This is a genomic window from Uliginosibacterium sp. TH139 (genome assembly GCF_002855595.1).
GTDB lineage: Bacteria > Pseudomonadota > Gammaproteobacteria > Burkholderiales > Rhodocyclaceae > Uliginosibacterium > Uliginosibacterium aquaticum.
The window spans coordinates 124,484-149,832 of sequence record NZ_PKRR01000001.1; the positions used below are offsets into that span (position 1 = coordinate 124,484).

A 25,349-nucleotide genomic window follows, 5' to 3' on the forward strand; every position below is an offset into this window, starting at 1 on the left:
CGGGCCGATCTTGAAGCTCCGGTGCTCAACGTACTCACGTACGTTTCCGCTCCTTGCTTCAACCTCGACCCGCTCGCTACGGTTTCTCCGCGACTGGTGTGCTGCTGCACCAAAGCTTCAAAACAAAAACCCCGCTTCGGCGGGGTTTTTGTTTTGAAACGCTGATCGTGATTCCGGAAGAAATGCTTCTGGACTATTCTTGGCGACACCTTTGTTGCTTGAGATTGCCATGCTCAGACACCGTATTGCGCGTTTAAAAAGCCATCACTTATTCCTGTTGGCGCTGATCGCCGGGACGGCCATTACGGTCGGCTATTTTGCCTATGCATATGCTGCTGACCACCCTGCGCTAAAAGCCATAAAACTCTCCGAGTACGTAGCAGTAGCCGGACAGATCGAAACCTCGCAAGTCAAGCAGATCAAACTTAACGGCTACAAAACAATCGTGGATTTCCGCCCGGACGGAGAAGCGGCTGGACAAGCTTCATCACAGGAGATTGAGGCTGAGTCACAACGGCACGGCATTCGCTTTATCTATCTACCTGTTCCTCATGGTGACGGAGTGCCTGAAGAGGTCGTTACCAAGCTAGCATCCGTGGTCGATCAACCAGATGGCCAACCTGTGCTGCTCTATTGTCGTAGCGGTCGGCGGGCCACCCGAGCCTGGTCTCTTGCCGAGGCTTCGCGAACACAAGGGATGGGCGATCAGGAAATACTGCGCACTGCCAAAGCAGCCGGACAATCCGTTGATGACCTGAATGCGGCCATCACAGAAAAAGTGAGGCAAAGACCAATCGTGGTAACCACACGCTCAGGAGAATCAAAATGAGTGTTGCAGCGGGAGCACCTCGTTTTCATGCTCGGATGCAACTTGTCCGCAAATGTCTGCTGGTTGCTTTTGGGCTGATCGCCGGAGCATTTCTGGGAATCGTAATTGCGCTTTTCGCAGGATGGATCGACTTTGTTTGCTAACTTGCTTCAGCAAGTTGTCCTGCCAGCTTGAATCCTCACTCCCAACCCGCATCTGAACTCTGTCACGCATCCAACGGTTTTCGGAAATTCACATGTCCTTTCACGCCTTGCTGCTCGTCATGAGCATTCACGCCGTTGCTTTGATTTCGCCGGGGCCGGATTTTGCGGTGGTGACGCGCTTGTCCATCGTCGCCGGGCGGCGCACCGGTTTGTGGGCGGCCGCCGGGTGGCGGCGGCGATTGGGATGTATGTGCTGGTCTGCGCGCTCGGGCTATCGCTGGTGCTGCTTGCCTTGCCGGGGCTCTCCCGCATCCTCTCGGTAGTGGGCGTGCTGTATCTGGGTTGGCTGGGCATCCAGCAAGTAGCCCGGATGAAGGCTGAAAGCCGGAATCCGGGGTTTTCGGGGTGTTGATCCCGGATTCCGCTACGCGGTATCCGGGCCACTCACTGCAGTACGCCGATTTGCAAATTTCGAGCTCGCTAAAATTTCTCGGCCTCGCACTCTCCAGCTTTTTTGCCCCTGCCAGCCCTCACTCCCAGGGCACCAGACCAAAATCAGTGATCGCAGCGATCAGCTTGCCGCGACTGTCGTAACCGAACCAGGTGGAATACACACCATCGCCATAGCCACTGGAGAACATGGCCACTGTTCCCTTGGCGGTTTCAAGCAGGTGCCAGCTGCGCGTGTGCTGGTAATGCTTGTCGAGTTCTTCGAACAAAGCATCGTCGAATTCCTCGCCCTCACGCTGGCGCCGCGCTTCGAATTCGCGCAAGGCGGCCAGATCCATGAATGCGCCGGTTCCGCTGTCCACGCCGTAGCCGAAGAATTCGCCCGGCTTGAGGCTGGCGCGATCCTGGCCGGCGGTGAGCGCCAGCTCCCAGGCCTCGATCCGCCCCGGGGCAAAGACGATTCGGGCGAAACCGATCCGCTCATCTTCCCCGTTGCGGGCTATCGCCAGTTGAAGCGGGAAACGCCCGGCGGGCACGGCTTGAGTGAAGGGGAGATCGCAACTGACCAACGGATCGCAGGCCACGAGCTGGCCGCTTTCAAGGCGGATTTCGCCAATAAGCTGAGGGCGGAACTGATAGCGCTGCTCATCCACGGCAATCATGAAACCATCCGTGAACGCCTCGTTGAAGATCGGCCCCTTGTGCATTTGCACGCCGGCTTGCTGAGGCGGCGCCGGAGGGCTGCCGCAGGCACTCAGTACCAGCCCCAGTACGCCACACAAGAATGCCCCCAGATGCGATAGCGAAGCCGTAGTACATGGCGGAGGCGGCATACGACCCATCATGCGGTGTCCTTTCGGCGCCAGTGGCAGCAAGGGTTGAAGCCATCGATGCTAGCGAATGTCATCACGCGCCAGCACGCACCGCGCCCTCTTGGGACATCACTCCGCGAAGCACACAGCTTGAAGCCGTACCCCCAGGCGAGACGGGGATTGGTCGCGCCGCTCACCAACGCAGCTGATCAGAACTGCAGCGCGCGCACCGGGCGGATTCCTGCCGCTTTACTCCGGCGCGATTTGACGCACGAGCGGAGGACGGCAGGTTCAGGCAGAGCGTTTCGCTCCGCGCAGGCCGACTTTATTGATATACGTAAATGAACTCCAATCAGGAATCATTATCATTTACGAAGTCCTGTTCTTTCCTTGGGTTAGCCATTGGTGTGCGCGGCATCCTGATCTGCCGCCAAATGCTTGTGCCGGCCGATTCCGGGGGGCTCCCACAACGGGGCAGCCGAGAACACGATCCTTCGCGCCGGCCTCACTGCGGGCCGACAACACCCGACAAGCCCCTGATATTGATGGCCTGAAAATGACTGCAAAATTCATCGTCGCGCTTGCGGCCTTCTACCACCTCATGGCAACCGTGGCGGCCATGATGGCGATTTTCCACTTCGCCCGCGTCTTGCGTGGAGAGGAAAGCAGCCACCCCGTCTGGCGGTATGTCTTCAACTGGGGCGAAGCTCATCTGTGGATTTCGGGTGCCATCCTGATCAGCGTCGGCATCTACCTGAACGGGCTGAGCGAATACCTGAACAATCCCAAGCTGTGGACCAAGGTGAGCCTCGTGCTGCTGTGGGGCTTGAACTCATGGGGAATCAGGAAAACCATCCAGACGGCTTCGGCGCTGCGCCGCAAGCTGATGTTCGGGATTTCAGCGGGCTGCCTGCTCTACGGCAGCTTCCTCGGTGTCGCCAAGCCCTTGGCCTACGGAGTGCTGCCTTTCCCGTGGTTTCTGGCCGGATTTCTTGCCACCATTGCAGCCTGCACCTACGGGGTCAGCCGGCTTTTCCCGCCACCCTCCACAGCAACCGTGTAGGACGACACGGAACACAGTGCAATCCGCCGCAAAGACAGCCGATAGGAGATTGAAATTGCCGGGGGCCATCCGCACCTGAGAGAGACGGCGTAGCATTCGGCAAGCCCTCGCGTTTCAAAAAAACTCTCCATGTCCCTCGACTCCCTGCTGTTCGTACTGAGCATCCACGCGCTGGCGCTGATTTCACCGGGGCCGGACTTTGCGGTGGTCACGCGTCTTTCGATCGTCTCGGGACGGCAGACGGGGCTATGGGCCGCAGCCGGCGTAGCCAGTGCCATTGGTGTGTATGTCCTGATCTGTGCGCTGGGCTTGTCGCTGGTGCTGGCGGCGCTGCCGGGACTCTCCCGCCTGCTGGCCATCGTCGGGACGCTTTATCTGGGCTTGCTGGGCGTGCAGTGCCTGCGCTCGCGTGGCGCACTGCCCGAGGCTCAGGCCGCCCAAGCCGGCGGCCGCGCCTTCGTAACCGGCTTCCTGACCAACCTGTTGAATCCGAAAGCCATGCTCTATTTCGGCTCTATCCTGTCTCAGGTGCTGACGCCAGAGCTGGGGCACGCCGAAACCGCCCTGATCGGCATCCTGCTTGTGGGCGAATCCCTGCTCTGGTTCGGGCTGGTCGCGAGCCTGTTCTCCTCACCTCAGGTGCTGAATTGGCTACGCCACCGCATGGTCTGGTTCGAACGCTGTATCGGTGCGGTGCTGCTGGCCCTGGCCGCCAAGCTGGCCAGCTCCACCTTGCGTTGAAGGGCTGGTACCTGCGCGCTCAATCCAGATTGCGCACCAGATACTGCACATTTCCAGCGAATTCCGGAGAAGTCCGTAGTTGCTGCATCTGCTTCCAGAAGTCCTTCACGACCTGAGGTTTGCGACTCGCGTAAGCCTTGGAGAAGACGGTGTAAAAAGCCTCGCGCTCAAAGGGCTGCGGGTGCATTTCAATCAGGCTGCGCAGGCTGATGGTATGGCGAAGCATTTCGCTGCCGTCGATAGTCTCGATGACAGCGGCAGCAATCTCGCCACGCTCCAGGCGCTTGAAGAGTTCCACATAGGACGTGGACGTGCTATCCACTTTGATCCCCATGGCCAGCAGGGTTTGAGCCGCGAAATTGCCGCGCCGGACACCGACCACCCCGCTCACCTGCAGTTTCTTGCCGTCCCAGAGCAGCTTGTCCTGCTTGCGGTGAAACAGGCTGACACTGTTGTTGTACATGCGCTGCTGGACATCGGCGGGTCCGCTAGCCGGGCCCGGATACACCATGCTGGTCAGCCGTTCCGGCAGGAAGACTATGCTGATCGCGCCATCCACGCGGCCTTGTTGCACCGCCTCGACACAGCCGGCGCCCGGCATCGGCAGCAGAACCAGCTTGATCTTCAGCGCCTTGGCTGCTTCGGTGGCCATGATCTGGCTGACTCCGGGCGTACGCTTAAGCAGCCAGGGAAAAGATTCGTCCTGGTTGTGACACAGCCGCAGGGATTCCTGCGCGGCGGCCGTCAGCGCAAAGAGGCTCAACCCTGCAAGAACGAAATACCTCGGGATGGGATGCATGATGATTCCGCAAAGAGAAACAGAGTTTCTTTCTTGACGGCGGGCCAGACCCGAAGTGAAGAGCCGCCGCCGGAGACTGCCCGGAAGGCCGGCGTAGGCAAACTTCAGTTGCCCAAAGCACTCCAGAGCTGTTCGAACTGGGCGGAGAAGGCCGCCACGAGCGCCGCATCCTTGCTCACGACGAGGTTTTCCTCATTGCTGTGCGCGGCACTGCGCGTCCAGTTGTAACTACCGTTGAGGAGGTAGCTCTGATCGAGCAGCGCGAACTTGTGATGCATGTGGGCGGTGCTGCGATCAACGCGGACCGGAATGCCGGACTGCCGCAGCGCGGCGATGTCACTGCCGACATCGTCTTCCTTTTCGTTGTCGGTAATCAGGCGGATACGTACGCCACGCCGATATGCTGCGTGGATCTCTTCGCTGATCCGGTCGTCCGAGATCGTGAACACGCAGATGTCGATCTGCCTGGCAGCCTGGCGCAGGCGTTGCAGGATGGCGTTCAGGCAGTCCTGGCCCGGGCTGAAGAAAACCGCGTGGCTGGCGCTAGCAGGGGCTGGGCGCGCGGAATCAAGCGCCCGCATCACGCCCTCCAGCCAACGCAAGATATCCTGCACGGCAGCGTCCTCGCCCAGATGCTGGCGGGCAATTGCAAACGCGAGCTTGCGCACATGGCGCAGATTCTCTTCGAGTGGCCGTACCTCTCGCAGCACTTCAGTCAGGCCGCGCCGCTCTTCTTCGCTGAGGCGCTGATCAACAAAACTGGCTTCGAGCCGGGTAATGGCTTCTTCAAGGTGGGCGTGCATGGCGGCGCTCAGGATCGTCCGGACTTCTTCTTGCTGCCCGCTTCGGGCGCACTAACGCCGATCCAGCTCTTGACCAGCATGCCGAGCCCGAGCCCGCCAATGAACACCAGCCAGAAAAGCAGCGCCGGCATCTGTTCCAGCCCGCTGTGCAGATTCATGCCGAATACGGCCGATACGCTCATCAACGGAAAGGCGATAGCGGCCAGGGTATTGAGCTTGTGCTGGGCCCGGTTGCCAGCCTCTGCGGCCCGGGTCTGTTCCTCAGCGCTGCGTGCCAGGCGGAACTCCAGCGCCAGGCGGGCATCCGCCAGCAGAAGCTCGAAACCACGCGCGATCTCGACGCTGCGATCTCGGAAATCGATGATGCGCGGGTCGTTGCCCAGTTGCTCGCGGGCAGACTGCAGAGCAGCCTTCATGTTGGCAGAGGCACGTGCAATCGGAATCAGGCTGTCAATGATGGCAAACAGCGCGTCGATGCCGTGTGCTTTCTCGAAGCGCCCTTCCAACTCGGCATGCAGGCCGAGATAGTCCTCCAGGTATTTGTTCAGAGCATGCTCGCCGCGATCCAGCCCCTTGTGCATCCACTTGCCTTCGGGCAGCCGCAGGAAGACTTCGTGCTCACGCTCGTTGCCATCGCCACGCGGCGGCGTGTGCAGCACGAGCAGCAAATGCCCGGCCTCGAAGATGGCACGCTGGGCGCCCCAGCTCTCGCTGCCCAGGCGAGCGTTGATAGCCTCTGGCAGGGGCCAGGCATACTGGGTTCGCTTCATTCGCTTGCTTCTCCTCGCTCAGGCCTTGTCACCGGATTTGCTGCGGACAGCCCCGGCTTCGAGTGATTTTTCAAGTTTTTCAACGTAACCGGACATGCGCTTCATTTCTTCCCACAGCGTATGGTCCAGTTTCATCTTGTGATAAGTGGCCGTCACCAATGGCAGCAGCACTCGATCGTAGGCGTCCGTCATTCCTTTGAGGGACTCGCCCAAGCCAGCCAGATCCGGCGCAGCGTTCGTGATGGTGATCTTGGGCTTGATCGCGCCAAGCGTTTCCGCCAGCGCCGTAAGCCCCTGGCGCAGGCTGTCATCCAGGCGCGAATCGCGCTTGAGACCGTCGACGGCCCGGGCCAGATCGAGCACGGTATTGGCAATTCGCGTGCTGCCATCATCGCTGCCACCGAGTTTGCGAAGGCGCATGAACTCTTCCCGGATTTCCTGCCAGCGCGCCTGCTCTTCAGGCGTTGGCGCTTCAAGCAGGTGGGCCAGCTTGAGCAGGTTCTCTTCGGCGCCGGTCGTGAGGGTCTGGGCCTCACCGCGATAGTGGTCGCGTAGCAGGGAATCCAGCTCCTGATCCGTCATCAGGGGCGTAATCCGCGCGGCAAGCTTGCTCATGTTGCGGTAACTGCCCTGCAGCTTGAAAGGCGGTTCGCTGCGGTAATCCTCCTGCTGCGCGGCTGACGCGATGTAGCTGGCATTCACCTTCAGCAGCATGTTGCGAGCACGGAACAGGCGCTGCAGCAGGGCAGTGAGCTCATCCAGTTCCTGAGCGCTGTAAGCATGCGAAAACTCGCTGCCCGCCACTTCCTCGCCTTCGGCCAGGCGCACCAGGCGGTGCACATCCTTCGGGTCGCGCGAGGCCAGCGGCAGCAATACCGGATTGGCGGTGATCGCGTTCTCGATGTAGGACAGCGCAAACACCGCTTCGCGGCCCGCCAGCACATCTCCGAGGTTGTAGATATCCGCGCGGTTGGCCAGCATGTCCGGGATCCGGAACACGTCGCCCGACTCGGTATAGGGATTGCCTGCCATCACCACGGCGAAGCGTTTGCCGCGCATGTCGTAAGTGCGAGGCTGGCCGTCCCATACGCCTTCGATGCGGCGCGTACCATCGGCAAGTGCAATGAATTTCTGCAGGAATTCCGGACTGGTGTGCTGGATGTCATCCAGATACAGCATCACATTGCTGCCCATGGCGAGGCCGAGGTTGAGCTTCTCCAGCTCCTGCCGGGCCGCAGCATGGGCAGCGCTGGCCGGGTCCAGCCCGGTCACCTCATGCCCCAGCACCGGGCAGTTGATACGCACGAAAACCAGGCCCAGACGGTCCGCCACATACTCCATCAGGGTGGTCTTGCCGTAGCCCGGTGGCGAGATCAGCAGCAGCATGCCCATGCGATCGGTGCGATTGCCTTCACCCACCGTACCCAGTTGCTTGGCGAGGTTGTCGCCCACGATGGGCAGATAGACTTCATCGATCAGGCGGTTGCGCACAAAGGTGGCCAGAGGTTTGGCCTGGAACTGGGCCAGACGCAGGCGCGTCTTCTCGCGGCCGATCAGTTCCTGGCGCAAGGCCTGCAAGGCAGTAAAGGCCGGCACCACGCTGCGGCAGTGCGCGATGTAGCGTTGCCAGAAATCATTCAGGTTCAGACGCAATACACCGCCGACGATACGCGGATGTTCACCGAGCAGGCCTTGCAGCTCCCGGTCCAGCTGGGCGTTCACACGCAGGCGCTGGGCCGGCTGGGCCAGCTGGATGGCCGCGTCGGGCACCCAGGCTGCGGCCGACAGCGCTTGCGCCGCATCGAAGGCGCGCAGCCATTCACAGGCTAGCGCCCAACGCTCGGCAGGCTGAGCATGGGCAAGATCCTGCTGCCAGGCACTGAGCTTGCCGGCCCGCTCGAGCTGGCGGACGAGTTCAGCCGCCAGATCCTCCCCGGCAGCCGCAATCACCCAGGCCTCCACGCCACGCTCGCTGGCCAGCTGGCTGACCAGATATTCGGCAGCGCGCTCCTGCAGCGTCAGCACCGCTGCCTCATCGAGTCCATCTGGCAAACCAAAGCGCAGCATGAAGCCAGCCATGCTGCGAGCCACCTCGCCCATCAGACGCTCAAAGCTGGCCCGTGCGCCAAACAGCGTCCGCATCTGCTCGGCGGCGCGGGCTCCGCGCGCCCAGGTGTCACGCTCGGCATCGAAGCAGCCGTGGAACCAGAACAGCTGAGCCCAGGCCCGCTCCAGCGGCCCAAACGCGAGCAGACCCGCTTCAGACTGCATGCCGACCAGATGCGTCAGGATCTGCAGGGCATCGCTATCGTGCACACCCTTCTGATATCCCTCCTGATAGCGCTCGGCAGCGTGTTTGTGCACCAGCTCAGCAAGCTGTGCCGCGCCTTCCGGCTGTGAGCACAGCGTTTGCAGCGCATCCCATGCCACCGGCCCCCGGCCTTCCAGCACGGACTCCAGCAAGCTGCCAGCCAGGTACTCGGCACGGTACAGGGCTGCGCTCTCGGAGATCAGGCTTTGCTGCCAGTAGGCTTTGAGTGCATCCAGACGCGCATCCGCAACCGGCGCGAAATAGTCGGTACCGGTGAGGTGGTAGAAGAGGCTGCCATCGCGCGGCGCCAGCGTGATATCCAGCGCCTGACGGCTGACCGTGAAAGCGTGCTTGCCCAGGCGCAGTGCATTACCACCATCGCTGACCAGTTCAGCGCGATCCCGAACTGCGCGCTGGGCCTGATCGCGTGCAGTTTTCAGGCGCGTATCCAGCTCATCTGCAGCCACGGCGGCGTTCATGGCCCGCAGCTCTTCGATCAGCTTGCGCAGCTTGCCGAGCAAGGGGTCACCGGCAAAGTAGCTATGCACGGCGGGCAGATCAATCAGCTGCGCGACACGCCGCTGCACACCCTCCAGGATCCGCTCGGCCGCATCCACCAGCGCCTGGCTGCGGCGCTGGCGCGCTTCGAGCAGACTCTGCTTGCGCGCGGTGATGGCCTCATAGACCGATTCGCGCTTGCTGGCGATATCGGCGATGTAAGCCTCCTGCTCGATGAAGCGCCCTTCAAGCTCCTCAAGCTGGGCCAGCAGACGCGTCAGCGCGTCATCACACTTCTCCGGCGTGTCGGCAAAATCCAGCGCGTTCTCGACAGCCTGCCCGAACAGCTTGAACTGCGCGCCGAACTCCGCCGCGGATTCAGTTGCCCCCAGCCCTTTACGGGTGCGACGTGCTTCGGCTCGCAGGCGGTTGGCTTCGGCATACACCGCGCCAATCTGGTCCAGGATGCGGGTGCGCATCACCGCATCGCCACCGGGCAGGCTGCCCAGCTGCTCGGTGAGCAGATCGAGACCGCTGGCCGTTTGATCCAGCGCCGCCAGCATTCGATCAATCTCGCTGGTGTTGGCAGCCTGCAACAATTCGCCAGCCTGCCTGGCGAGCGCCTCGCGATAGCCATTGAAGGCGGCATCCCCCGCCAGGAACTGCACGGCACGCTCGCCCACCCGGCCCTGTTCGGCCGCCAGATCGGCATCCAGCGTATCGATCACGCCCAGCTCGACATAGCGCAGCTCGCGCAGGGACAGCAACTTGCCACGCTGCTCACGCAGGCGGCCCAAGGCCTGCACGAAATCATCCGGTTTGTGCCAGAGCATGCTGGCCACATCGGTCATCAATATCCGCTGCTCACTCTGGGCACGCGTGAGTGCCGCCGCCGATTCGCGCCGGATGCTGTCGACTTTCTCGAACTCATCGAGCGTCTGCCGGGCGCCTTCTGCAATCTGCTTCAGGCCGGAAAGCAGGCCACCGGCCTCGTTAGCATCAAGCCAGAAGTAAGCGTCCTGCACACGCACACACTGACGGATCAGATCTTCGTAGGCCGTGCGGGTAGGGGTTTGTTCGCGCAGGGCACGCGCAATGGCCATCAGTTCGGATATGCCGCGAACCAGCTCAGCATTGCCGACGCGACCAAAAAATCCTTGCGCCTTGGGGGAAGCCGCCGCGTGTTCCTCGCTGCAGAAGGGCGTCTGCCACAGCTGCATGGGGTGCACGCGGGTCGGCTCACCGCTATCGGCCATGAAGACCAGCACCCGGCCATCCGGATAGCGTGCGTAGCCATTGGCGAGAATGGGGGTGGCCAGACTCTTGTTGATCAGGTTGTAGGTGAACAGGCCGTAGTGGCCGATGCCCGGCGCATAGAAGACGTACAGCACATCCTCGCCATTGGGCGAACGGATCATGCGCTTGAAACGCAGGTTGTCGACCACCTCACCGGGCATGTCGAAACGCTTCGATTCGCCGGACTGCAGGTAATAACCACCGGGGAAAATGATGCCGTGGTCTTCCGGCAACTGCACGCAGGCCTTGCCAATGGCATCGATGCGGAGCACTTGCTGGGTGCGGATGTTGTAGACCAGATAACGTTCGAGCTGCTCGCGATACGGGCGCACGCGCAGCAGGATCAGCGAACCGAGCCTGGCATAGGCAATCTCGGCGTCCGCCAGAGACTGATTACGATCCTCGACCGGCTCGGAATGGATGCCCAGCCCGGTCTCGCTATTGTTCTCGATCTTGATCGTGAGATCCCCGCCAACCGTTTCCACGAACACGGTGTCAAGGATGTTCACATGCGGATGCTTGCCGCCCACGTGATCTTCGCGGGTGGTGGGAATCCACTCGAAATCGTGGGTCGGCGGCAAAGCCATGTCGCGCTCACCACGATTGTCGATGTAAGTAAGCGCGCCATCCCGATCGATGTTCCAGCGGAACACCCGCACATCGCCCAGCTGTGCACCAATCCGGAAAGCCGCGAGCAACTTGTCCTGCGTCACCCGCAACTGGATCAGCTGCGCCTGCTTGTAGTAGGCGTAGAGCTCGCGAAAATCGGAACCGAAGCGCGTGTCCTCGAGGAAGCTGCCGGCCAGCGGCACGCTTTCCAGCTCATCGGCGCCCTCGCTGGAGGCCAGCCGATACAGGGCAAACACGTCGCCAGGCGCGGTTTCACGGCGCAGGCCCAGGGTGACGTTGAAACCGAACAACAGCAGCTCGCCGATGCGCACGATGTCGCGCGCCACGCAGTTGTTTTCGGTGCGCGCACGCGCGCGCAGGATCAGCGCCTGATCAGACTTGCCGAAGGCTGCGACGCGCGCAGCATTGAGCGCAGAAGCCTGGGCCAGCAGCACATCGCCCTGATCGCTCAAGCGTTTCTTGAGCAGATCGTAGCTGCTGCTGCCAGCCAGCATGCTTTCGGCCTGGCTGCTTGCGGGTTGCGTTTGTGAGGTGTCGTCCATCTTCGCCATCTTGAATGTTCAGCGCCCCCGCAAGCGGGGCTTGATTACCAACCTGCGCGCAGCAACGCAATCAACTCGTCGCGCTGCGCTTGGCCATCAAGCCATTCGCGCACGCGTTTGATTTCGTCAATACAGGCATCACCATGTTTGCTGCGCAGGCCAGCTTCGCGCCGCGCACGCAGTTCATCGCTCTGCACGCGTCGCTGCCAGGCTGCACTGACGATCTCGCCGAGCCGGGTCGCCAGCCCTGCCTGGGCCAACGCCTGCCACTCGCCTTTGTCCAGCCACACCAGCTGGCAGGCCGGGCAGTGGTCGACGCGAAAATCCGGTGTCATGCCTGCGCGATAGCGCTGCATCAGGCGGGTACAGGCAGGGCACGCCCGCGCCGATGGACTATCGCTCAGCGCCGGCGCGGCCTCTCCGGGCAAGGCCGAAACTGCCGCGGCTTCACGCCAGTGGCGATGATCGGCCATGCCCAGCAGCACACCACCACAGGCTTCGCATTGCTGCGCCGGCAAGCCGGGCGCGAGCTCGACACGCACCAGCTCAGCGCGTGGCGCACAGTTGCAAACAACGCGCGCGCCCATCAGATGCCCGTTGCCGCGCGTACGGCGTCGATCTTTGCGAGCATGTCCGGCGTCAGCTCATCGGTCTTGAGGCGACGCAGGATGTTGCGCAACACGCGCTTCTCGTTGGCATCCACCACACCATCGCGCAAAGCGACATCGACCAGCTTCTGCAACTCGTCCACGCGCAGCTTGCCATCGTCGGAAAAACACTCGATGGAGCGGAAGGCTATCTCCAGGTAATCACGGTTCTCGCTCATTGCATCGGCTCCTTGTTACTTGCGGAAACCATCGATCAGGGTCTGCAGCGCAGCCTTCTGGCTGTCATTGCCATCGCGCGCCACCTTGGTCAGCAAAGCCGCCACGCTGAGGTTCTGCAGCTCAGCTGCGGAGCCTCCGAGCGCACCAATGATGTCGCGCACATCACCCACCATGTCACGCTCACCGCTCAAGTGATCCTTGAGGCCGATCTTCAGCGTATCGCTCTTGGCAATCGCGCCGTCGATACCCTTGCCGATCGACAGGGCGCGCACGAAGCTGTCGAAGTAATCGCCCTGGCCTCCCACGATATCGATCTTGGCGTTGGCCAGTGCGGTGCCCAGTACCTCGGCCTGGTCCTTGGCGATGCCGCTCTGCGCTTCGATACCAGCCATGGTTTCGGTATGCGCGCGTTCCAGACGCATGCGGAATTCCTCGTGCTCGCGCGTGTCCTGGCTCATCGCCTTCATGGCATCGAACTTCTCGCGCAAGCCCTTGGCCTCAGCCTGGAAGCGGGCTTCAATGACCTGGGCTTCAGCCTGACCGGATTTGACAGTGGCATCGGCATCCGCACTGCGGACATGCACATCGGCCAAGCCAAGCTTTTCCTTGCCCTCGGCTTCGGCATCCATCTTGGCGCGCAAGGCGTCGGCTTCGGCCAGACCATATTTGCTGACGGCCTCGGCCTCGGCGATCTTCACCTTGGCATCGACCATGCCCTGCTTTTCCTTGGCATCGGCGGACACCATCAGAACCTTGGCGTCGGCCAAGCCCGGTGCGGCGGCCATGGCTTCCACGCCCTCGGCCTCGCGCTTCTTGCCCTCGGCCTGCTTCTCGGCCACCTTGAGCTTGGCTTCTGCCAGGGTCAGCTCCTCGGCCGCCTTGTGACGGGCACGCCGCTCCTCAGCCTCGGCCGCCTTCACTTCCAGCACCAGCTGCTCTTCTGCCTTGCCTTCGGCGGTGATTACGACGGCCTTTTTGGTGCGATCGGCCTCGGCCACGACACGCAATTCCTTGATCGCTTCTTCCTGCTCGGCAACCGTACGCTCAACCACGATGCGCTCACGCACCACGTCGGCAATCGCCTTCTTCTGCACTTCAACAGCCTTGTCCCGTTCGATTTCCTGCAGCGTGACTTCCTTCTCGCGATTCACAATCTCCAGCTCACGGGCCCGGGTGACCTTTTCCTCTTCGATGGCCACGGCACGCTTGCGGTTGTTCTCCGCCACTTCCTTCTCGCGCAGCACGTTTTCCTGCTGCACCGCGATCAGCTGTTCGGATTGCAGGCGCGCCAGTTCAGCCTTGGTGTGTTCCTCGGCAGCCACCTTGTCGGACTCTGCTTTTTCACGCGCCCGCACATTGGCAACCTCGCGTGCCTGGCGAGCTTCTGCGTCGGCCTGCTGACGCTCCAGTTCGAGCAGGGTTTCCTTGGTTTCAACGTCTTTCTTCTTGATCTGCATCTCTTCGTTACGACGCAGTTCATTGGTGCGCACATTTTCGACCGCTGTCAGCTCGGTAATCTTCTTGATGCCCTGGGCATCGAGGATGTTGTGCGGATCGAGCTTGGAGAGCGGCGTCTGCTCAAGGTAATCAATGGCTGCGTCTTCCAGCACATAGCCGGAAAGATCATCGCCAATCTGGCGGATGATCTCGTCGCGGAACTTGTCACGCGCCTGATAGAGCTCGACGAAATCCATCGCCTTGCCGACCGTCTTGAGGGCTTCGGAAAACTTGGAGGAAAACAACTCTTCGAGCGTCTCCGGGCTGGAGGCACGCTCGCAGCCGATCCCCTGCGCCACCTTGAGCACGTCTTCGGAAGTCTTGTTCACCCGCACAAAGAACTTCACCTTGATATCGGCGCGGATGTTGTCCTGGCAGATCAGGCCTTCATTGCCGGTGCGGTCGATCTCCACCGTCTTGAGCGCGATATCCATCATCTCGGCCTTGTGGATGATGGGATACACCATGCGGCCGGTGAAAGTGACCTCGGGCTCAGCACGCAGGGTGTTCACGATCATCGCATAGCCCTGTTCCACCTTGCGGTAGAACTTGGCAAACATCGCGAAGATGACCAGCAGAAAGAGAGCGCCCAGGCCTGCGGCGACGTAAATCGGTTCCATGAAAGATCCTCAGGATAAGAAGGATGGAGAGTGGCTAGTGACGGGGTGTGATGAAGGACTGCGCTCAGGGCTCGGCTGCGACCTGATAGCGGCCGGTATCGGCTTCGTATTCAAGAATCCTTGCACTGGCGCCTTTGCCCAGGGTGTTGGGAGTGGCCGCCCAGACCCGGATGTTGATCGACGCACCATTCGTGGCCACTTCGGCACGGCCGAATTTTTCGGTTACCGAGCCGGTCAGGATGCGACAGCTCTGCCCCACGATGCTGGCGTTGGACACCGCGTTATGGCTGACGAAGAGCTTGCGCAAAGGGCGCACGATGCGAGCGGTCAGCACGATGGCCAACGCGAGTGACAGCAGCAGGATCAGTGTTCCTGCCAGCAGACCGGGCAGCTTGCCGGGCAGCAAGGGCAGCAGCCATTCTGCGGCGGTGCAGGTGAGCGTCCAGGAAATCAGGGTCAGCAGGCTGACAACGATGGAGAAAGGCACGCCGTTGAGCCCCATGGCGAGGATGTAGCTGGCCAGCACGCTGATGTCGCCGGCATCACCATCCAGTTGCGCATCGGTATCGATCTCGATGCCGCTGGTTTCGAAATCCACCAGGCCGACCAAGGCCAGCAACCAGTAGAAGACGACGACCAGCAGCAAGGCGCTCAGTATCGCTGTCGGATAACTGAAAGCCGCTGCCATAAAACTCCCCATGATTCCCCCGTACCATCCGGGCCACGCCAGGCGCCCTGTTATGCGATGCAATCCGCTTGGAGGCGGATTCTCCTTGCCAGACCTTGCAGGCGGCGCAGGTCTAGCCAGACCTGCCCTTTTGTCCATGCTGCGCAAAGGCAATCAATTCTCGTGTCACACGCTCCTTGATGGCCAGCCGCTCATCTGCAGGCACGCCATAGCGAGCGCCGAGCATCTCGTAATCCGCCTGCGCCAGCGAAACCGTCAGGCGTGGCCGCTTGGGGCGGCTCGAAACAGGCAAGCCCAAAATCTGGCGGATCTGGTCCGAGGTAGATAGATTCTGGTCAAAGGCCGCCTGGCGCACCGCCGACAGCACAGCCTCTTCCACATCGAAAGCCACCTGCACAGCCCGGATCGCTTCATCCGAGCTCTGCCAGCGCGCCGGCTTGTTGCTGACGCTCATTCGCTGACCGCCGGCTTATCGGCCTCACTCGAGGCCACGGAAGTTTCGGCGCGTGCCCGGATCCGGGCCAGGATGCCGGCCCTGCGATCGGCATCCGGACCAATGCCGGCCGCCGCCAGCTTGGCTTCCAGCGCCTTGCTGCCCACTTCGCGCTCCAGTTGCTCGGCAGCCGTCATGCGATCCGACAGGTCTTCGTGACGCTGGCGAATGCGTTCGAGCGACTCCTTGGCACTGAGCAGCTTGGAGCCGGTGCCATCCACGCTATCGGCAATGGAGCGCGTGGCGCGATAGACGCTCTCGGTCGTCTTGGCCATCACGATCTGGCGCTCATGCTCGCGGATCTTTGCCTCAGCGCCCTTGATCAACTCCTTCAGGCGTGCGACCTGCACGGCATAGCTGGCATGCGCCTTGGTCTGCTCATTCAGTTCAAGTTCCAGCTCGGCGACACGGCCAGCCACCTCCTCCGCCAGCGTGTCCTGCTGTTTGGTGAGGGCTTCCAGTGCCAGGGCCTCATAGCGGGCGACTTCACCACGCAGGCGCTCGATCTCACGGGCACTCTGCATTTCCTTGGCCATCACACCTGTCAGATCGCCACGTGCCTGCGCCACGTTGCGCTTGGCGTCGAGAATTTCCTGTTCGTAGATGCGTGTGGCGTTAGCGTCTACAACGCTCTCACCAATCTCGCGCACGCTGCTGCGCATCAGGGTTGCCAGTTTCTTCAGTACAGACATGATCGCCTCCGCTCAATTCAAGAATTCGGACATCGCGTCCAGCGCGTCAATGGCGTTGTCGCTCAAGGCGGCCACGTCCTGCGCCACGTCCTCGGCCCGCGCATTGCGCGACAGGGCTCCCAGGAGCACGTAGTGCTTGCCCACCCGCCCAAAGGATGACAAGGGCACCGAGGGATTGAGATCCAGCAGGGTCTCGAGCAATTCCGTCCGCCGCTCGGCACGCACATCCTCATCGGCCCACAGGTAACACATGCACAGCACCTGGCTGTCGGAGCAGGTCACATAGATCGGCAAGGCGTCACGCTGCTCAATGCTCACCTGAATCACCTCCACATCGCCCGGGATCGGCTGCAGCTGGACGCTCAAGCCGCCGAGTGCAGCACTCGTCATCAGATCCAGTCCACGCAACTGTTCTTGCAGGGTTTTCATGATCGTTCTCACCGCCTCCTGAATATGTCGAAGCAATAGGGTGATTCGAGACTAGAAGTCTAGACATAAAATGTCAAGACATAAAATGTCATGGCTTGCATGCGCAACGAGGGCACCAGGCTTCCATAAAGCCCCAGAAAATAGAGCAGGGCGTGCGCCTCTGGTGCAGACTTGGCCACTTGTTCAGGACACCGCGCGCGACCTCCGCTCAATCAGCTCAAGCCGCCGCTGGTCATGACATGGACTGCGAGCGTGACTTTTGTCACACATAAAAGCCCTGCGTTCGTCGGAACTTGCGGGCAAGCAAGGGCATGAAAAGTCACTCTAGGCATAATCGCGAATCACAAAAAATTTGCCGGATTCGCGATCGGCCATGAGAGCGCAGGGGGAGTGATGTATCGCATCGAGTTCAACGGAGTCTTGCTACCCGGCTTTGATCCGCAGATCGTACGGATGGATGTCGCGGTGCGCCTGCGTCTGCAGGAAAAACAGGTTGACCGCCTGTTTACGGGCAAGACCGTGGTACTCAAGAAAGCAGTCGCCGAAGCCAGCAGCCAGGCTTATCTGACCGAGCTGCGCGGCATGGGGCTGGACGCCCGGCTGGTGCCGCTGGCGCAGGAAGAGGCGCCGCGCAAAGACGGTAGCGAGTTCAAGGCGGTGTTCTGGGGACGCCTGCTGCCCGGCTTCGAACGCACCGCCGTGATGGCCGCCGCCGCCAAGCGCCTGCGGGTGAGTCCGGCTCAGTTGATGCAGATGTTCAGCGGCTCGAAGGTCGTGCTCAAGCGCGGCATCACCGGCGACCAGGGCTCTCGCCTGGTGGTGGGGCTGGCGCTGATCGGCATGCAGATCGAACTCGAAATGGAGCAGGCCGCACCGGAGGCCGCCGCCGCGCTGGAGGCCCAGACGCCGGCGCCGGAGGGGGAAGATGATCCGCAGTTCGGTGCCCTGTTGCGCACGGCCTGTGATCTCTCCGGTACGGCGTTTTCTGGCTACGACGTATCTTCGAACGTGGTACATGAGGAGCCCGCCGAGGAAATGCCCGTTCCGGTCATGCCACCGCCGCCCGCACGGCGTGGCACCGAAGGGTATGCGTCGGCCAATCAGGACGGCTACCTGAACTGCCCGCGCTGCGGCCTGTATCAGCCGCAGGCCGCGCAATGCACGAAGTGTGGTGTCGACTTGCCGGCACGTCGGCCTTATGGCGGCCGCCAACCCGTGTTCCACGATGCTGCACCCACCACGCTGGTGACACCGGCCGAAGCGGCCCGCCCCTATCTGTCACCACAGGAAAGGCCGCGTGCCAAAGGGCCCTCGCTGCACACCCTGATGGAAGAACAGGAGCTGCAGGAGGAGGAAGAACCCGCCCGGCGTTCCCGCCTGCCGCTGCTGATCGCCGCCGCTGTCGTCGTGGCAGCCCTGGTCTGGGGGCTCATGCGCTGACCCGTGATGCGGCCGGGACGACCTGCCCCCGAGCCCGGTCGTGATGAAACATTGAGCCTGTAGGCATAGTACTTTTGTTGTACATAGGCGACGCTCAACTTCTCGGCAGCAAAAGTCTGGCGCGGTTGGTGAATGCCCTAATGGGCCTGCAGGTTAAGATTGCCCAAGATGATTCAAAACACCCGCTTGCGGCGGGGAACAAGAAGAATTGCGGGGGAATCTCGATGTACAACATTGTATTTAGTGGTCGCCTGCTGGATGGGCATGCGCCGGAAAAGGTACAGGCAGCCGTCGCCAAGCGCCTCGGGCTGAACCCGCCGCAGGTCGAACGCCTGTTCAGTGGCCGCAAGGTTGTACTCAAGAAGGGCGTCACTGAAGAGTCCGCCAAGCTTTATCTGTCCGTGCTGCACGGCCTCGGCATGAATGCCGGAATGGCCCGTATCGCACGGGGCAACGCCTCGGTACAGGCACTGGCTACGTTCAAGGTCGTGTTCTGGGGGCGCACCCTCGATGGTTTTACGCGCGCTGCCGTGATGCAGGCCGCCGCCGCTCGCCTCAAGCTGAATCCGGCGCAGATCGTGCGCATCTTTGATGGCAGCAAGGCCGTTCTCAAGCGCGGAGTGAGTTCCGATGTGGGGAGCCGCTATGTGGTGGAGCTGGCTCGCATCGGCATGCAGATCGATCTGGAAGTCGAGACCGAAGCGCCTGCCGTAGTGAACGCTGCCGCACCCGTACCACGCAAGACCAGCGAGGATCCTTACGCCGGCTTGCTCCAGACCCAGTTCGAGTTGCCCGGCACCACGGATGAGGCTGATGAAATGCGTCCGGCGGCTCCGGCTGAAAGCGCACCAGTGATGCGCCATGTCCCTCAGCCGGCACGCGCTGCACAGCCGATTGCCGTGCCCGCAGCGAAAGCCGGCAGCAGCGTCATCGAATATGTACGCTGCGGCCAGTGCGGTAGCCGTCAGGCCAGCAGCACACGCTGCACGGTATGCGGCGTAGCCATGGAACGCCGCGCGGGCGAGCGTCGCCAGAGCCAGAAGCAGATTCCGATGGATGCCTCGGCCTATGCCACGCCAACCACCATCATGGGCAACATGCCGGAAGGCCTGGTGCGTCACAGCGCCGCAGTGGCCCGCCGCAGTACGCCCAGTCTGCGTGAGGAGCTGCATCACCAGCCACCGGTCAGCACAGCCGTGCGCCAACGCTTCATCGATGAGCAGAAAAGCAAGCTGCTGGGTCTGACCTTACTGGTGATCGCCGGGATCTGGCTGATCTGGTAAGCACGCCGTAGATAAACACAGCCCGCTTCGGCGGGCTTTGTTTTTTACTCCATTTGAGAATGGTTTGCATTAAGCAACAGCGCTGCGTATGATCAAAAGCCGCTCCCAATCTTCCCCTTCAGGAGAGTCTTCATGCATAAGCTGTTCGCCGCTGCCCTGCTGGGCGGCCTTGCCAGCATGGCCGCCCAGGCTGCCGATACCGAGCTGAACCTGTATTCGGCCCGCCATTACCAGACCGACGAAGCCCTCTACAAGAACTTCGAGAAGGCCACCGGCATCAAGATCAACCGCATCGAGGCGCAGGAAGACGCGCTGCTCGAACGCATCAAGAACGAAGGCGCGAACAGCCCGGCCGACGTGTTCATCACCGTGGACGCCACGCGTCTGGCCAAGGCCGACGAACTGGGCATCTTTGCCGAAGTGAAATCGAAAGTGCTGGACAGCCGCATCCCGGCGCACCTGCGCACCGGCGAGTGGTTTGCCTTCTCCACGCGTGCCCGTGTGATCGTGTACAACAAGCTGTCGATCAAGGCCGAAGACGTGCAGACCTACGAGCAACTGGCTGATCCGAAGCTGAAAGGACAGGTCTGTGTGCGCGGTGGCATGCATCCCTACAACCTGTCCCTCGGCGCAGCGATGATTGCTCACGAAGGTGAAGCTAAGACCGAAGCCTGGGTGCGCGGGCTGGTCGCCAACTTCGCGCGGGCCCCCAAGGGCGGCGATACCGATCAGATCAAGGCCGTGGGTGCGGGTGAATGCGGCGTGGCGCTGGCCAACTCCTATTACGTGGCGCGCATGATGCGCTCCTCCGCCCCGGAAGACCGCAAGGCGATGGAAGCCGTAAAGGTGGTGTGGCCGAACCAGCAGAGCTGGGGCACGCATATCAATGTTTCGGGTGGCGGCATGCTCAAGACCGCACCGCACAAGGAAGCGGCCGTGAAGTTCCTCGAATATCTGGCCTCCGACGAAGCCCAGATCTACTTTGCCGACGGCAACAACGAATGGCCCACCGTGCCCAGCGTGAAGGTGAAGAACCCGGCGCTGGAACGCCTCGGCCCGTTCAAGGCCGATACCCTGGAAATCGGCAAGACCTCGAAGGGTGCCATCACCGCCCAGAAGATCTTCGACCGCGCCGGCTGGCGCTGAGCAAATCAGGTTTGAAGCAAAAAGCCCCGCCTTGTGCGGGGCTTTTTCATGCCTGCCCGGTCCACCATTGAAAGCGCCCTCGCCCGCTGCGCTTGACGATGTACAGCGCTTCGTCGGCGCGGCGAAGGATGTCCTGCGGATGGTCGTCTGCAGCGCCCTGCGCACCGCCGAGGCTGCAACCCACCCGCAGCGCCTGCGCATCCGCCATGAAGGGCCGTTCGAAGCAGCCAAGGATGCGCTGCGCCACGGTCTCTCCCACCTGCTGCAGCTGGGCTCGCGGTGCCACCACCAGGACCACGAATTCGTCCCCGCCCAGGCGCGCCAGCATTTCACCGCTACGCACCACCTCCTGCAAACGTCGCGCCACATCACGCAGCAGCGCGTCGCCAATGCCATGGCCGTGGTTGTCATTCACCGCCTTGAAGCCATCCAGATCCATGGCCAGCACCGCCAGCCCTTCGCCGCTGCGGCGGGCTCGTTCAGCCGAAAGCTCCATGTGCAACTCCAGCGCACGTCGGTTGTGCAGGCCGGTGAGGACATCGCGGTGGGCGAGTTGCTGCATGTCATCGAGCGCTTGCTCCCGGTGCGTCAGGGTGTCCAGCATGTGCTGCAGCGCGCCGGAAAGACTATCGACCTCAGAGAGATGAGAATCACTGGCCGGAATCCGTGGCTCGGCGCCTTCGGTGATGGCTTCGGCGGCCTGCGCGATGCGCGCCAGCGGACGGGTAATGCGGCGGGCCTGGATGCAGGCCAGGCCTATCACACCGAGCGTCAGCAGGAGTGCAGCGATAGCTAGCTGGATGCGTAGCTGGCGTACCGGGCTCAAAGCCCGGTCGCTGGGCTGGCGTACCAGTACCCGCCAGCCCAGCGCAGCCAGATGGTCGGGAGGTGGCATGTCGATCCAGGCAAACAGATGGCGCGGCTCGTCGGGCCAGGCTGCTTCATGCCAATGCGCCTTGCCAGCCCCGTCAGGCTTAGCCATTCCCTCCAGCGCGAGCATGCGTCCGACCTGCGGGTCCGGGCCGGCCAGTACCCGGTTTTCATGATTGAGGATCAGCAGCTCGACGCCACGCACACGATCAAAATCGGTCAGCATCTGTTCGAAGAACTGGCGCACCCAACTCCACGACAGATAGGTCGCCAGCACGCCGACATAGTTGTCGTGCTGGTCATACACCGGGCGGGCAATGTCGATGAAGCGCAAGGCCGCCTCGCCGTCCGGCGGTGGTCCCAGCAGGCGCGCGAGCAGCACGGCTTCATGCACGTCGCCGAGGAACAGACCTTTCTTGCCTTCGCTGAATACCGGCCGGGTGGCGATCGACTCGCCCTGCAGAAAACCATCGCTAGCCGCCTGCACACGGCCCTGGGCATCGGTACGGCCGATCCAGGCAAACGCGGGATGGCGCGTGCGCATCACATCAAAGGCCCGCTGGGCGCCTTCCCGGTCGTTCTCCCGATACCACGCTCCGTGGCTGGCCAGCAGGTCGACATCTGCCACACGCTCGGCAAGATTGGCTTCCAGAGTCGCTGCCATGCGTGCCGCCGCACGGGCCAGGGATTCCCCGATGACCTGGCGTTCCCGTTTCTCGGCCAGCACACCTAGCAGGATCATCAGACCGAGCGCCAGCGCGCCCAGCGGGATGGCCAGACGCAGGATCAGTTCGGTGCTGAAGTTTCGGCTGAACGGAAGGAGGCGCATGTCTTCATTCTGGGTGACAGAATGAGCTGCCGAAAGCGCCGACTGCTGCGGAAAACCGGCGTTTATTGAGCCCTGCCGATGCGCCGTGAGAGCAGGATCACCGGCAACAGGCCAACGATCACAATGGCCAGCGAAGCCGTTGCAGCTTCGGTGAGGCGCTCATCTGACGCGAGCGTGTAGGCCTGGGTGGCGAGGGTGTCGAAGTTGAAGGGGCGCATCACCAGGGTGGCGGGCAGCTCCTTCATCACGTCCACAAACACCAGCAGGCCTGCCGTGAGCAGGCTGCCGCGCAAGAGTGGCCAGTGCACCCGGGCGAGTGTGGTGGCGCGGCCGGCGCCGAGGCTGCGCGCGGCTTCGTCCATCGACGGAGTGATACGTGCCAGCCCGGTTTCCAGGGTGCCCAGCGCCACGGTGAGGAAGCGCACCAGGTAGGCGTAGATCAGCGCAGCAAGACTGCCGGTCAGGAGCAGGCCAGGGTTGCTGCCGGTGGCCGAGTGGATGAACACGGCAAACACATGGTCAAGACGTGTCACCGGAATCAGGATGCCCACTGCGATCACCGCGCCGGGCAGGGCATAGCCGAGGCCGACCAGCCGGTTGAGACCAACCGGCAGGCGCGAGCGGCTCATGCGTGCGGCGTAGGCGAGCAGCAGCCCGAGCAGCACTGCGCAGGCGGCGGTGAGCCCGGCCACCAGCAGACTGTTATGCACCAGCTCCAGATAACGGCTGCCCAGTTGCGCATCGCCCTCGCGAAAGGCCATCTGCAGCAACAAGTAGCCCGGCAGCAGGAAGCCCCCAGCCAGCGGCACAAAACAGGCGAGGCCCGCCAGCGCGGCGGCCAACCCGCGCAACTCGGCACGCCGGCCGGGACGGGCGCGCTGGCCAGCAGTATGGCGGGCACGTCCGCGCGAAGCCTTTTCCAGCAGCAGCACCAGGGCCACGCAACTGAGCAGGGCCGCGGCAAGCTGGGCGGCGGCGAGGCGGTCACCGAGCGAATACCAGGCGCGGAAGATGCCGGTAGTGAAGGTCTGCACCGCGAAATAGGACACCGTGCCGAAGTCCGCCAGCGTTTCCATCAGCGCCAGGCTCACGCCGGCAACGATGGCCGGCCGCGCCAGCGGCAACGAGATGCGCACGAAGGCCGCCCAGGGGCCCAGCCCGGCACTGCGCGCGGCCTCGGTGAGGCTGCCGGCGCGGGCCAGAAAGGCGGTGCGGGCCAGCATGTAAACATAGGGATACAGCACCAACGTGAACATCGCGCAGGCGCCGCCGACGCTGCGGATATCCGGGAACCAGTAATCGGCGCGGGTCCACTGGAAGGTTTCTCGCAGCCAGCTCTGCAGCGGGCCGACGAACTGCAGGAAATCGGTGTAGACGTAGGCCAGCACATAGGCCGGGAAGGCCAGCGGCAGGATCAGCGCCCACTCGAAGACGCGCCGGCCCGGAAACTCGGTCATCGTGGTAAGCCAGGCGCAGGCCACGCCGATCACCGCCACGCCCGCGCCGACAGCCACCACCATGATCGCGGTATTGAGCGCGAACTCGGGCAACACGGTTTCCAGCAGATGCACCCAGGTCTCGCCGGTGCCGCCTGCAAACACGCTGCCGGCCACCACCACCACCGGCACGGCGAGGATCAGCGCGCACAGCCCCCCGATAAGGGTGAGCGGGCTGAAGGAGGAACGCAGGCGCGGGAGGAAAGACTGCACGGGCGTGGTGCCGGTAGAGAGGAGTGTCGAGATTATAATGATTCTCATCTGACTCGCCCCGATTGCTGCACATGCCCGCACCCGTCCTGCAAACCCGTGATTTGCGCCTCGCCTACGGCAGGCATGAAGTCGTGCGTGGCCTCGGTTTCGAGCTGGCTCCCGGCGCCATCGCCTGCCTGCTGGGGCCTTCGGGTTGCGGCAAGACCACGGTGTTGCGCGCGATTGCAGGTTTCGAGCGCTTGCTGGGCGGCGAAATTCACTTCGAGGCGCGTCTGATCGGCAGTGCCGACACCCACCTGGCACCCGAAGCGCGCGGCATCGGTATGGTGTTTCAGGATTACGCCCTGTTCCCCCACCTCTCCGTGGCCGCCAACATCAGCTTCGGCCTCGGCAAGCTGGCACGGCCGGCGCGCGAAGCACGGGTCGCCGAAATGCTCGAACTGGTTGGCCTCGCCAGCGAAGCACAGAAATTCCCGCACGAGCTCTCCGGTGGCCAGCAGCAGCGCGTAGCCCTGGCCCGCGCCCTAGCCCCTCATCCAGCGCTGGTGTTGCTGGATGAGCCTTTTTCGAATCTGGACAGTGAGATGCGCGAGCGCCTGTCGCTGGAAGTGCGCGACATTCTCAAGGCAGCCGGTACCGCCGCCATTCTGGTTACCCACGATCAGCACGAAGCCTTCGCCATGGCGGACGAGATTGGCGTGATGCACGAAGGGCGCATTCAGCAATGGGCCGATGCCTGGCAGCTCTACCACCGGCCGGCGAACCGCTTCGTAGCCGATTTCGTCGGCCAGGGCGCCATCGTGCAAGGCGTGGTGCGCGATCCGGCCACGGTGGAAATCGAACTCGGGCGGCTGAGTTCGAACGTACCGGTAGAGTGCTGCCATGGCAGCCGCGAATGCGTGGTGGACGTACTGCTGCGCCCTGACGACATCGTGCATGACGACAGCAGCCCGCTGCAGGCCATCGTGGCCCGCAAGGCCTTCAAGGGTGCCGAAATCCTCTACACCCTGCGCCTGCCGAGCGGCGCGGAAGTGCTGTCACTGGTGCCCAGTCACCACAACCATACGATTGGCCAGCCGATCGGCATCCGGTTGGATGTTGAGCAGGTAGTGACCTTCCCGCACGCTTGAGCTTTCTAG

At 62.4% G+C, this 25,349-nt stretch carries 22 protein-coding genes; 8 read left to right on the forward strand and 14 right to left on the reverse strand.

The window, feature by feature from the left end; genetic code table 11:
* Positions 1-229: 229 nt before the first annotated feature.
* Entirely contained in the window at positions 230-829 is a 600-nt protein-coding gene (locus C0V76_RS00555; RefSeq protein ID WP_101940419.1) for a TIGR01244 family sulfur transferase, read from the forward strand.
* 354 nt (positions 830-1,183) lie between these two features.
* Positions 1,184-1,384: a LysE family transporter gene (locus C0V76_RS00560; RefSeq protein ID WP_371459946.1), complete on the forward strand. Its 201-nt coding sequence runs from the start codon at positions 1,184-1,186 to the stop codon at positions 1,382-1,384.
* Positions 1,385-1,502: 118 nt separating this feature from the next.
* On the opposite strand, the gene C0V76_RS00565 is transcribed toward C0V76_RS00560, so the two are convergent.
* Complete coding sequence (locus C0V76_RS00565; RefSeq protein WP_170023196.1) at positions 1,503-2,129, reverse strand: DUF4241 domain-containing protein; 627 nt, start codon at positions 2,127-2,129, stop codon at positions 1,503-1,505.
* A 661-nt stretch (positions 2,130-2,790) separates the two neighbouring features.
* Here C0V76_RS00565 and C0V76_RS00570 point away from each other — a divergent pair.
* Positions 2,791-3,297: a DUF2214 family protein gene (locus C0V76_RS00570; RefSeq protein ID WP_101940422.1), complete on the forward strand. Its 507-nt coding sequence runs from the start codon at positions 2,791-2,793 to the stop codon at positions 3,295-3,297.
* A 129-nt stretch (positions 3,298-3,426) separates the two neighbouring features.
* On the forward strand, positions 3,427-4,038 hold the full coding sequence (locus C0V76_RS00575; protein ID WP_101940423.1) for a LysE family translocator: 612 nt from the start codon (positions 3,427-3,429) through the stop codon (positions 4,036-4,038).
* A gap of 19 nt (positions 4,039-4,057) precedes the next feature.
* Here C0V76_RS00575 and C0V76_RS00580 read toward each other — a convergent pair whose 3' ends face one another.
* From C0V76_RS00580 to C0V76_RS00630, 11 genes are all read right to left on the reverse strand, one after another.
* Entirely contained in the window at positions 4,058-4,837 is a 780-nt protein-coding gene (locus tag C0V76_RS00580; RefSeq protein ID WP_101940424.1) for an ABC transporter substrate-binding protein, read from the reverse strand.
* Between the two features lie 104 nt (positions 4,838-4,941).
* Complete coding sequence (locus C0V76_RS00585; protein ID WP_101940425.1) at positions 4,942-5,640, reverse strand: phospholipase D-like domain-containing protein; 699 nt, start codon at positions 5,638-5,640, stop codon at positions 4,942-4,944.
* Positions 5,641-5,648: 8 nt separating this feature from the next.
* Complete coding sequence (locus tag C0V76_RS00590) at positions 5,649-6,410, reverse strand: hypothetical protein (RefSeq protein WP_101940426.1); 762 nt, start codon at positions 6,408-6,410, stop codon at positions 5,649-5,651.
* Between the two features lie 18 nt (positions 6,411-6,428).
* Positions 6,429-11,687, reverse strand: a complete 5,259-nt coding sequence (locus C0V76_RS00595; protein ID WP_216821611.1) for a DNA repair ATPase — start codon at positions 11,685-11,687, stop codon at positions 6,429-6,431.
* A gap of 44 nt (positions 11,688-11,731) precedes the next feature.
* A complete protein-coding gene (locus tag C0V76_RS00600; protein ID WP_101940428.1) occupies positions 11,732-12,274 on the reverse strand; it encodes a zf-TFIIB domain-containing protein in 543 nt (180 codons plus the stop codon).
* Complete coding sequence (locus C0V76_RS00605; RefSeq protein WP_101940429.1) at positions 12,274-12,513, reverse strand: hypothetical protein; 240 nt, start codon at positions 12,511-12,513, stop codon at positions 12,274-12,276. Before C0V76_RS00605 ends, C0V76_RS00600 begins: the two co-directional genes overlap by 1 nt.
* 15 nt (positions 12,514-12,528) lie before the next feature.
* Complete coding sequence (locus tag C0V76_RS00610) at positions 12,529-14,631, reverse strand: flotillin family protein (RefSeq protein ID WP_101940430.1); 2,103 nt, start codon at positions 14,629-14,631, stop codon at positions 12,529-12,531.
* A gap of 64 nt (positions 14,632-14,695) precedes the next feature.
* On the reverse strand, positions 14,696-15,319 hold the full coding sequence (locus tag C0V76_RS00615) for an OB-fold-containig protein (protein WP_216821612.1): 624 nt from the start codon (positions 15,317-15,319) through the stop codon (positions 14,696-14,698).
* A 112-nt stretch (positions 15,320-15,431) separates the two neighbouring features.
* Positions 15,432-15,773 (reverse strand): hypothetical protein, encoded by a 342-nt coding sequence (locus C0V76_RS00620; RefSeq protein ID WP_101940432.1) that lies wholly within the window; start codon positions 15,771-15,773, stop codon positions 15,432-15,434.
* Positions 15,770-16,504: a PspA/IM30 family protein gene (locus tag C0V76_RS00625; protein WP_101940433.1), complete on the reverse strand. Its 735-nt coding sequence runs from the start codon at positions 16,502-16,504 to the stop codon at positions 15,770-15,772. The genes C0V76_RS00620 and C0V76_RS00625 overlap by 4 nt, the downstream gene beginning before the upstream one ends.
* Before the next feature lie 12 nt (positions 16,505-16,516).
* Positions 16,517-16,933: a DUF2170 family protein gene (locus tag C0V76_RS00630; RefSeq protein ID WP_101940434.1), complete on the reverse strand. Its 417-nt coding sequence runs from the start codon at positions 16,931-16,933 to the stop codon at positions 16,517-16,519.
* A 393-nt stretch (positions 16,934-17,326) separates the two neighbouring features.
* On the opposite strand from C0V76_RS00630, the gene C0V76_RS00635 reads away from it, so the two are divergent.
* From C0V76_RS00635 to C0V76_RS00645, 3 genes are all read left to right on the forward strand, one after another.
* Positions 17,327-18,373 (forward strand): hypothetical protein, encoded by a 1,047-nt coding sequence (locus C0V76_RS00635; RefSeq protein ID WP_101940435.1) that lies wholly within the window; start codon positions 17,327-17,329, stop codon positions 18,371-18,373.
* Positions 18,374-18,597: 224 nt separating this feature from the next.
* Complete coding sequence (locus tag C0V76_RS00640; RefSeq protein ID WP_143707312.1) at positions 18,598-19,656, forward strand: hypothetical protein; 1,059 nt, start codon at positions 18,598-18,600, stop codon at positions 19,654-19,656.
* Positions 19,657-19,788: 132 nt separating this feature from the next.
* Entirely contained in the window at positions 19,789-20,802 is a 1,014-nt protein-coding gene (locus C0V76_RS00645; protein WP_101940437.1) for a Fe(3+) ABC transporter substrate-binding protein, read from the forward strand.
* Between the two features lie 46 nt (positions 20,803-20,848).
* Here C0V76_RS00645 and C0V76_RS00650 read toward each other — a convergent pair whose 3' ends face one another.
* Positions 20,849-22,501, reverse strand: a complete 1,653-nt coding sequence (locus C0V76_RS00650) for a GGDEF domain-containing protein (RefSeq protein WP_101940438.1) — start codon at positions 22,499-22,501, stop codon at positions 20,849-20,851.
* Positions 22,502-22,563: 62 nt separating this feature from the next.
* Positions 22,564-24,258, reverse strand: a complete 1,695-nt coding sequence (locus C0V76_RS00655) for an iron ABC transporter permease (protein WP_101940439.1) — start codon at positions 24,256-24,258, stop codon at positions 22,564-22,566.
* Positions 24,259-24,281: 23 nt separating this feature from the next.
* Here C0V76_RS00655 and C0V76_RS00660 point away from each other — a divergent pair, with 23 nt between their 5' ends.
* Positions 24,282-25,340, forward strand: coding sequence for an ABC transporter ATP-binding protein (locus C0V76_RS00660; protein WP_101940440.1), 1,059 nt, complete (start codon positions 24,282-24,284; stop codon positions 25,338-25,340).
* Positions 25,341-25,349 lie beyond the last annotated feature (9 nt).

Bases quoted from the DNA above. Each gene is read 5' to 3' on its own strand.
- C0V76_RS00555 (WP_101940419.1), top strand. From the start codon at position 230: ATGCTCAGACACCGTATTGCGCGTTTAAAAAGCCATCACTTATTCCTG.
- C0V76_RS00565 (WP_170023196.1), bottom strand. From the start codon at position 2,129: ATGCACAAGGGGCCGATCTTCAACGAGGCGTTCACGGATGGTTTCATG.
- C0V76_RS00570 (WP_101940422.1), top strand. From the start codon at position 2,791: ATGACTGCAAAATTCATCGTCGCGCTTGCGGCCTTCTACCACCTCATG.
- C0V76_RS00575 (WP_101940423.1), top strand. From the start codon at position 3,427: ATGTCCCTCGACTCCCTGCTGTTCGTACTGAGCATCCACGCGCTGGCG.
- C0V76_RS00580 (WP_101940424.1), bottom strand. From the start codon at position 4,837: ATGCATCCCATCCCGAGGTATTTCGTTCTTGCAGGGTTGAGCCTCTTT.
- C0V76_RS00585 (WP_101940425.1), bottom strand. From the start codon at position 5,640: ATGCACGCCCACCTTGAAGAAGCCATTACCCGGCTCGAAGCCAGTTTT.
- C0V76_RS00590 (WP_101940426.1), bottom strand. From the start codon at position 6,410: ATGAAGCGAACCCAGTATGCCTGGCCCCTGCCAGAGGCTATCAACGCT.
- C0V76_RS00595 (WP_216821611.1), bottom strand. From the start codon at position 11,687: ATGGACGACACCTCACAAACGCAACCCGCAAGCAGCCAGGCCGAAAGC.
- C0V76_RS00600 (WP_101940428.1), bottom strand. From the start codon at position 12,274: ATGGGCGCGCGCGTTGTTTGCAACTGTGCGCCACGCGCTGAGCTGGTG.
- C0V76_RS00605 (WP_101940429.1), bottom strand. From the start codon at position 12,513: ATGAGCGAGAACCGTGATTACCTGGAGATAGCCTTCCGCTCCATCGAG.
- C0V76_RS00610 (WP_101940430.1), bottom strand. From the start codon at position 14,631: ATGGAACCGATTTACGTCGCCGCAGGCCTGGGCGCTCTCTTTCTGCTG.
- C0V76_RS00615 (WP_216821612.1), bottom strand. From the start codon at position 15,319: ATGGCAGCGGCTTTCAGTTATCCGACAGCGATACTGAGCGCCTTGCTG.
- C0V76_RS00620 (WP_101940432.1), bottom strand. From the start codon at position 15,773: ATGAGCGTCAGCAACAAGCCGGCGCGCTGGCAGAGCTCGGATGAAGCG.
- C0V76_RS00625 (WP_101940433.1), bottom strand. From the start codon at position 16,504: ATGTCTGTACTGAAGAAACTGGCAACCCTGATGCGCAGCAGCGTGCGC.
- C0V76_RS00630 (WP_101940434.1), bottom strand. From the start codon at position 16,933: ATGAAAACCCTGCAAGAACAGTTGCGTGGACTGGATCTGATGACGAGT.
- C0V76_RS00635 (WP_101940435.1), top strand. From the start codon at position 17,327: ATGTATCGCATCGAGTTCAACGGAGTCTTGCTACCCGGCTTTGATCCG.
- C0V76_RS00640 (WP_143707312.1), top strand. From the start codon at position 18,598: ATGTACAACATTGTATTTAGTGGTCGCCTGCTGGATGGGCATGCGCCG.
- C0V76_RS00645 (WP_101940437.1), top strand. From the start codon at position 19,789: ATGCATAAGCTGTTCGCCGCTGCCCTGCTGGGCGGCCTTGCCAGCATG.
- C0V76_RS00650 (WP_101940438.1), bottom strand. From the start codon at position 22,501: ATGCGCCTCCTTCCGTTCAGCCGAAACTTCAGCACCGAACTGATCCTG.
- C0V76_RS00655 (WP_101940439.1), bottom strand. From the start codon at position 24,258: ATGAGAATCATTATAATCTCGACACTCCTCTCTACCGGCACCACGCCC.
- C0V76_RS00660 (WP_101940440.1), top strand. From the start codon at position 24,282: ATGCCCGCACCCGTCCTGCAAACCCGTGATTTGCGCCTCGCCTACGGC.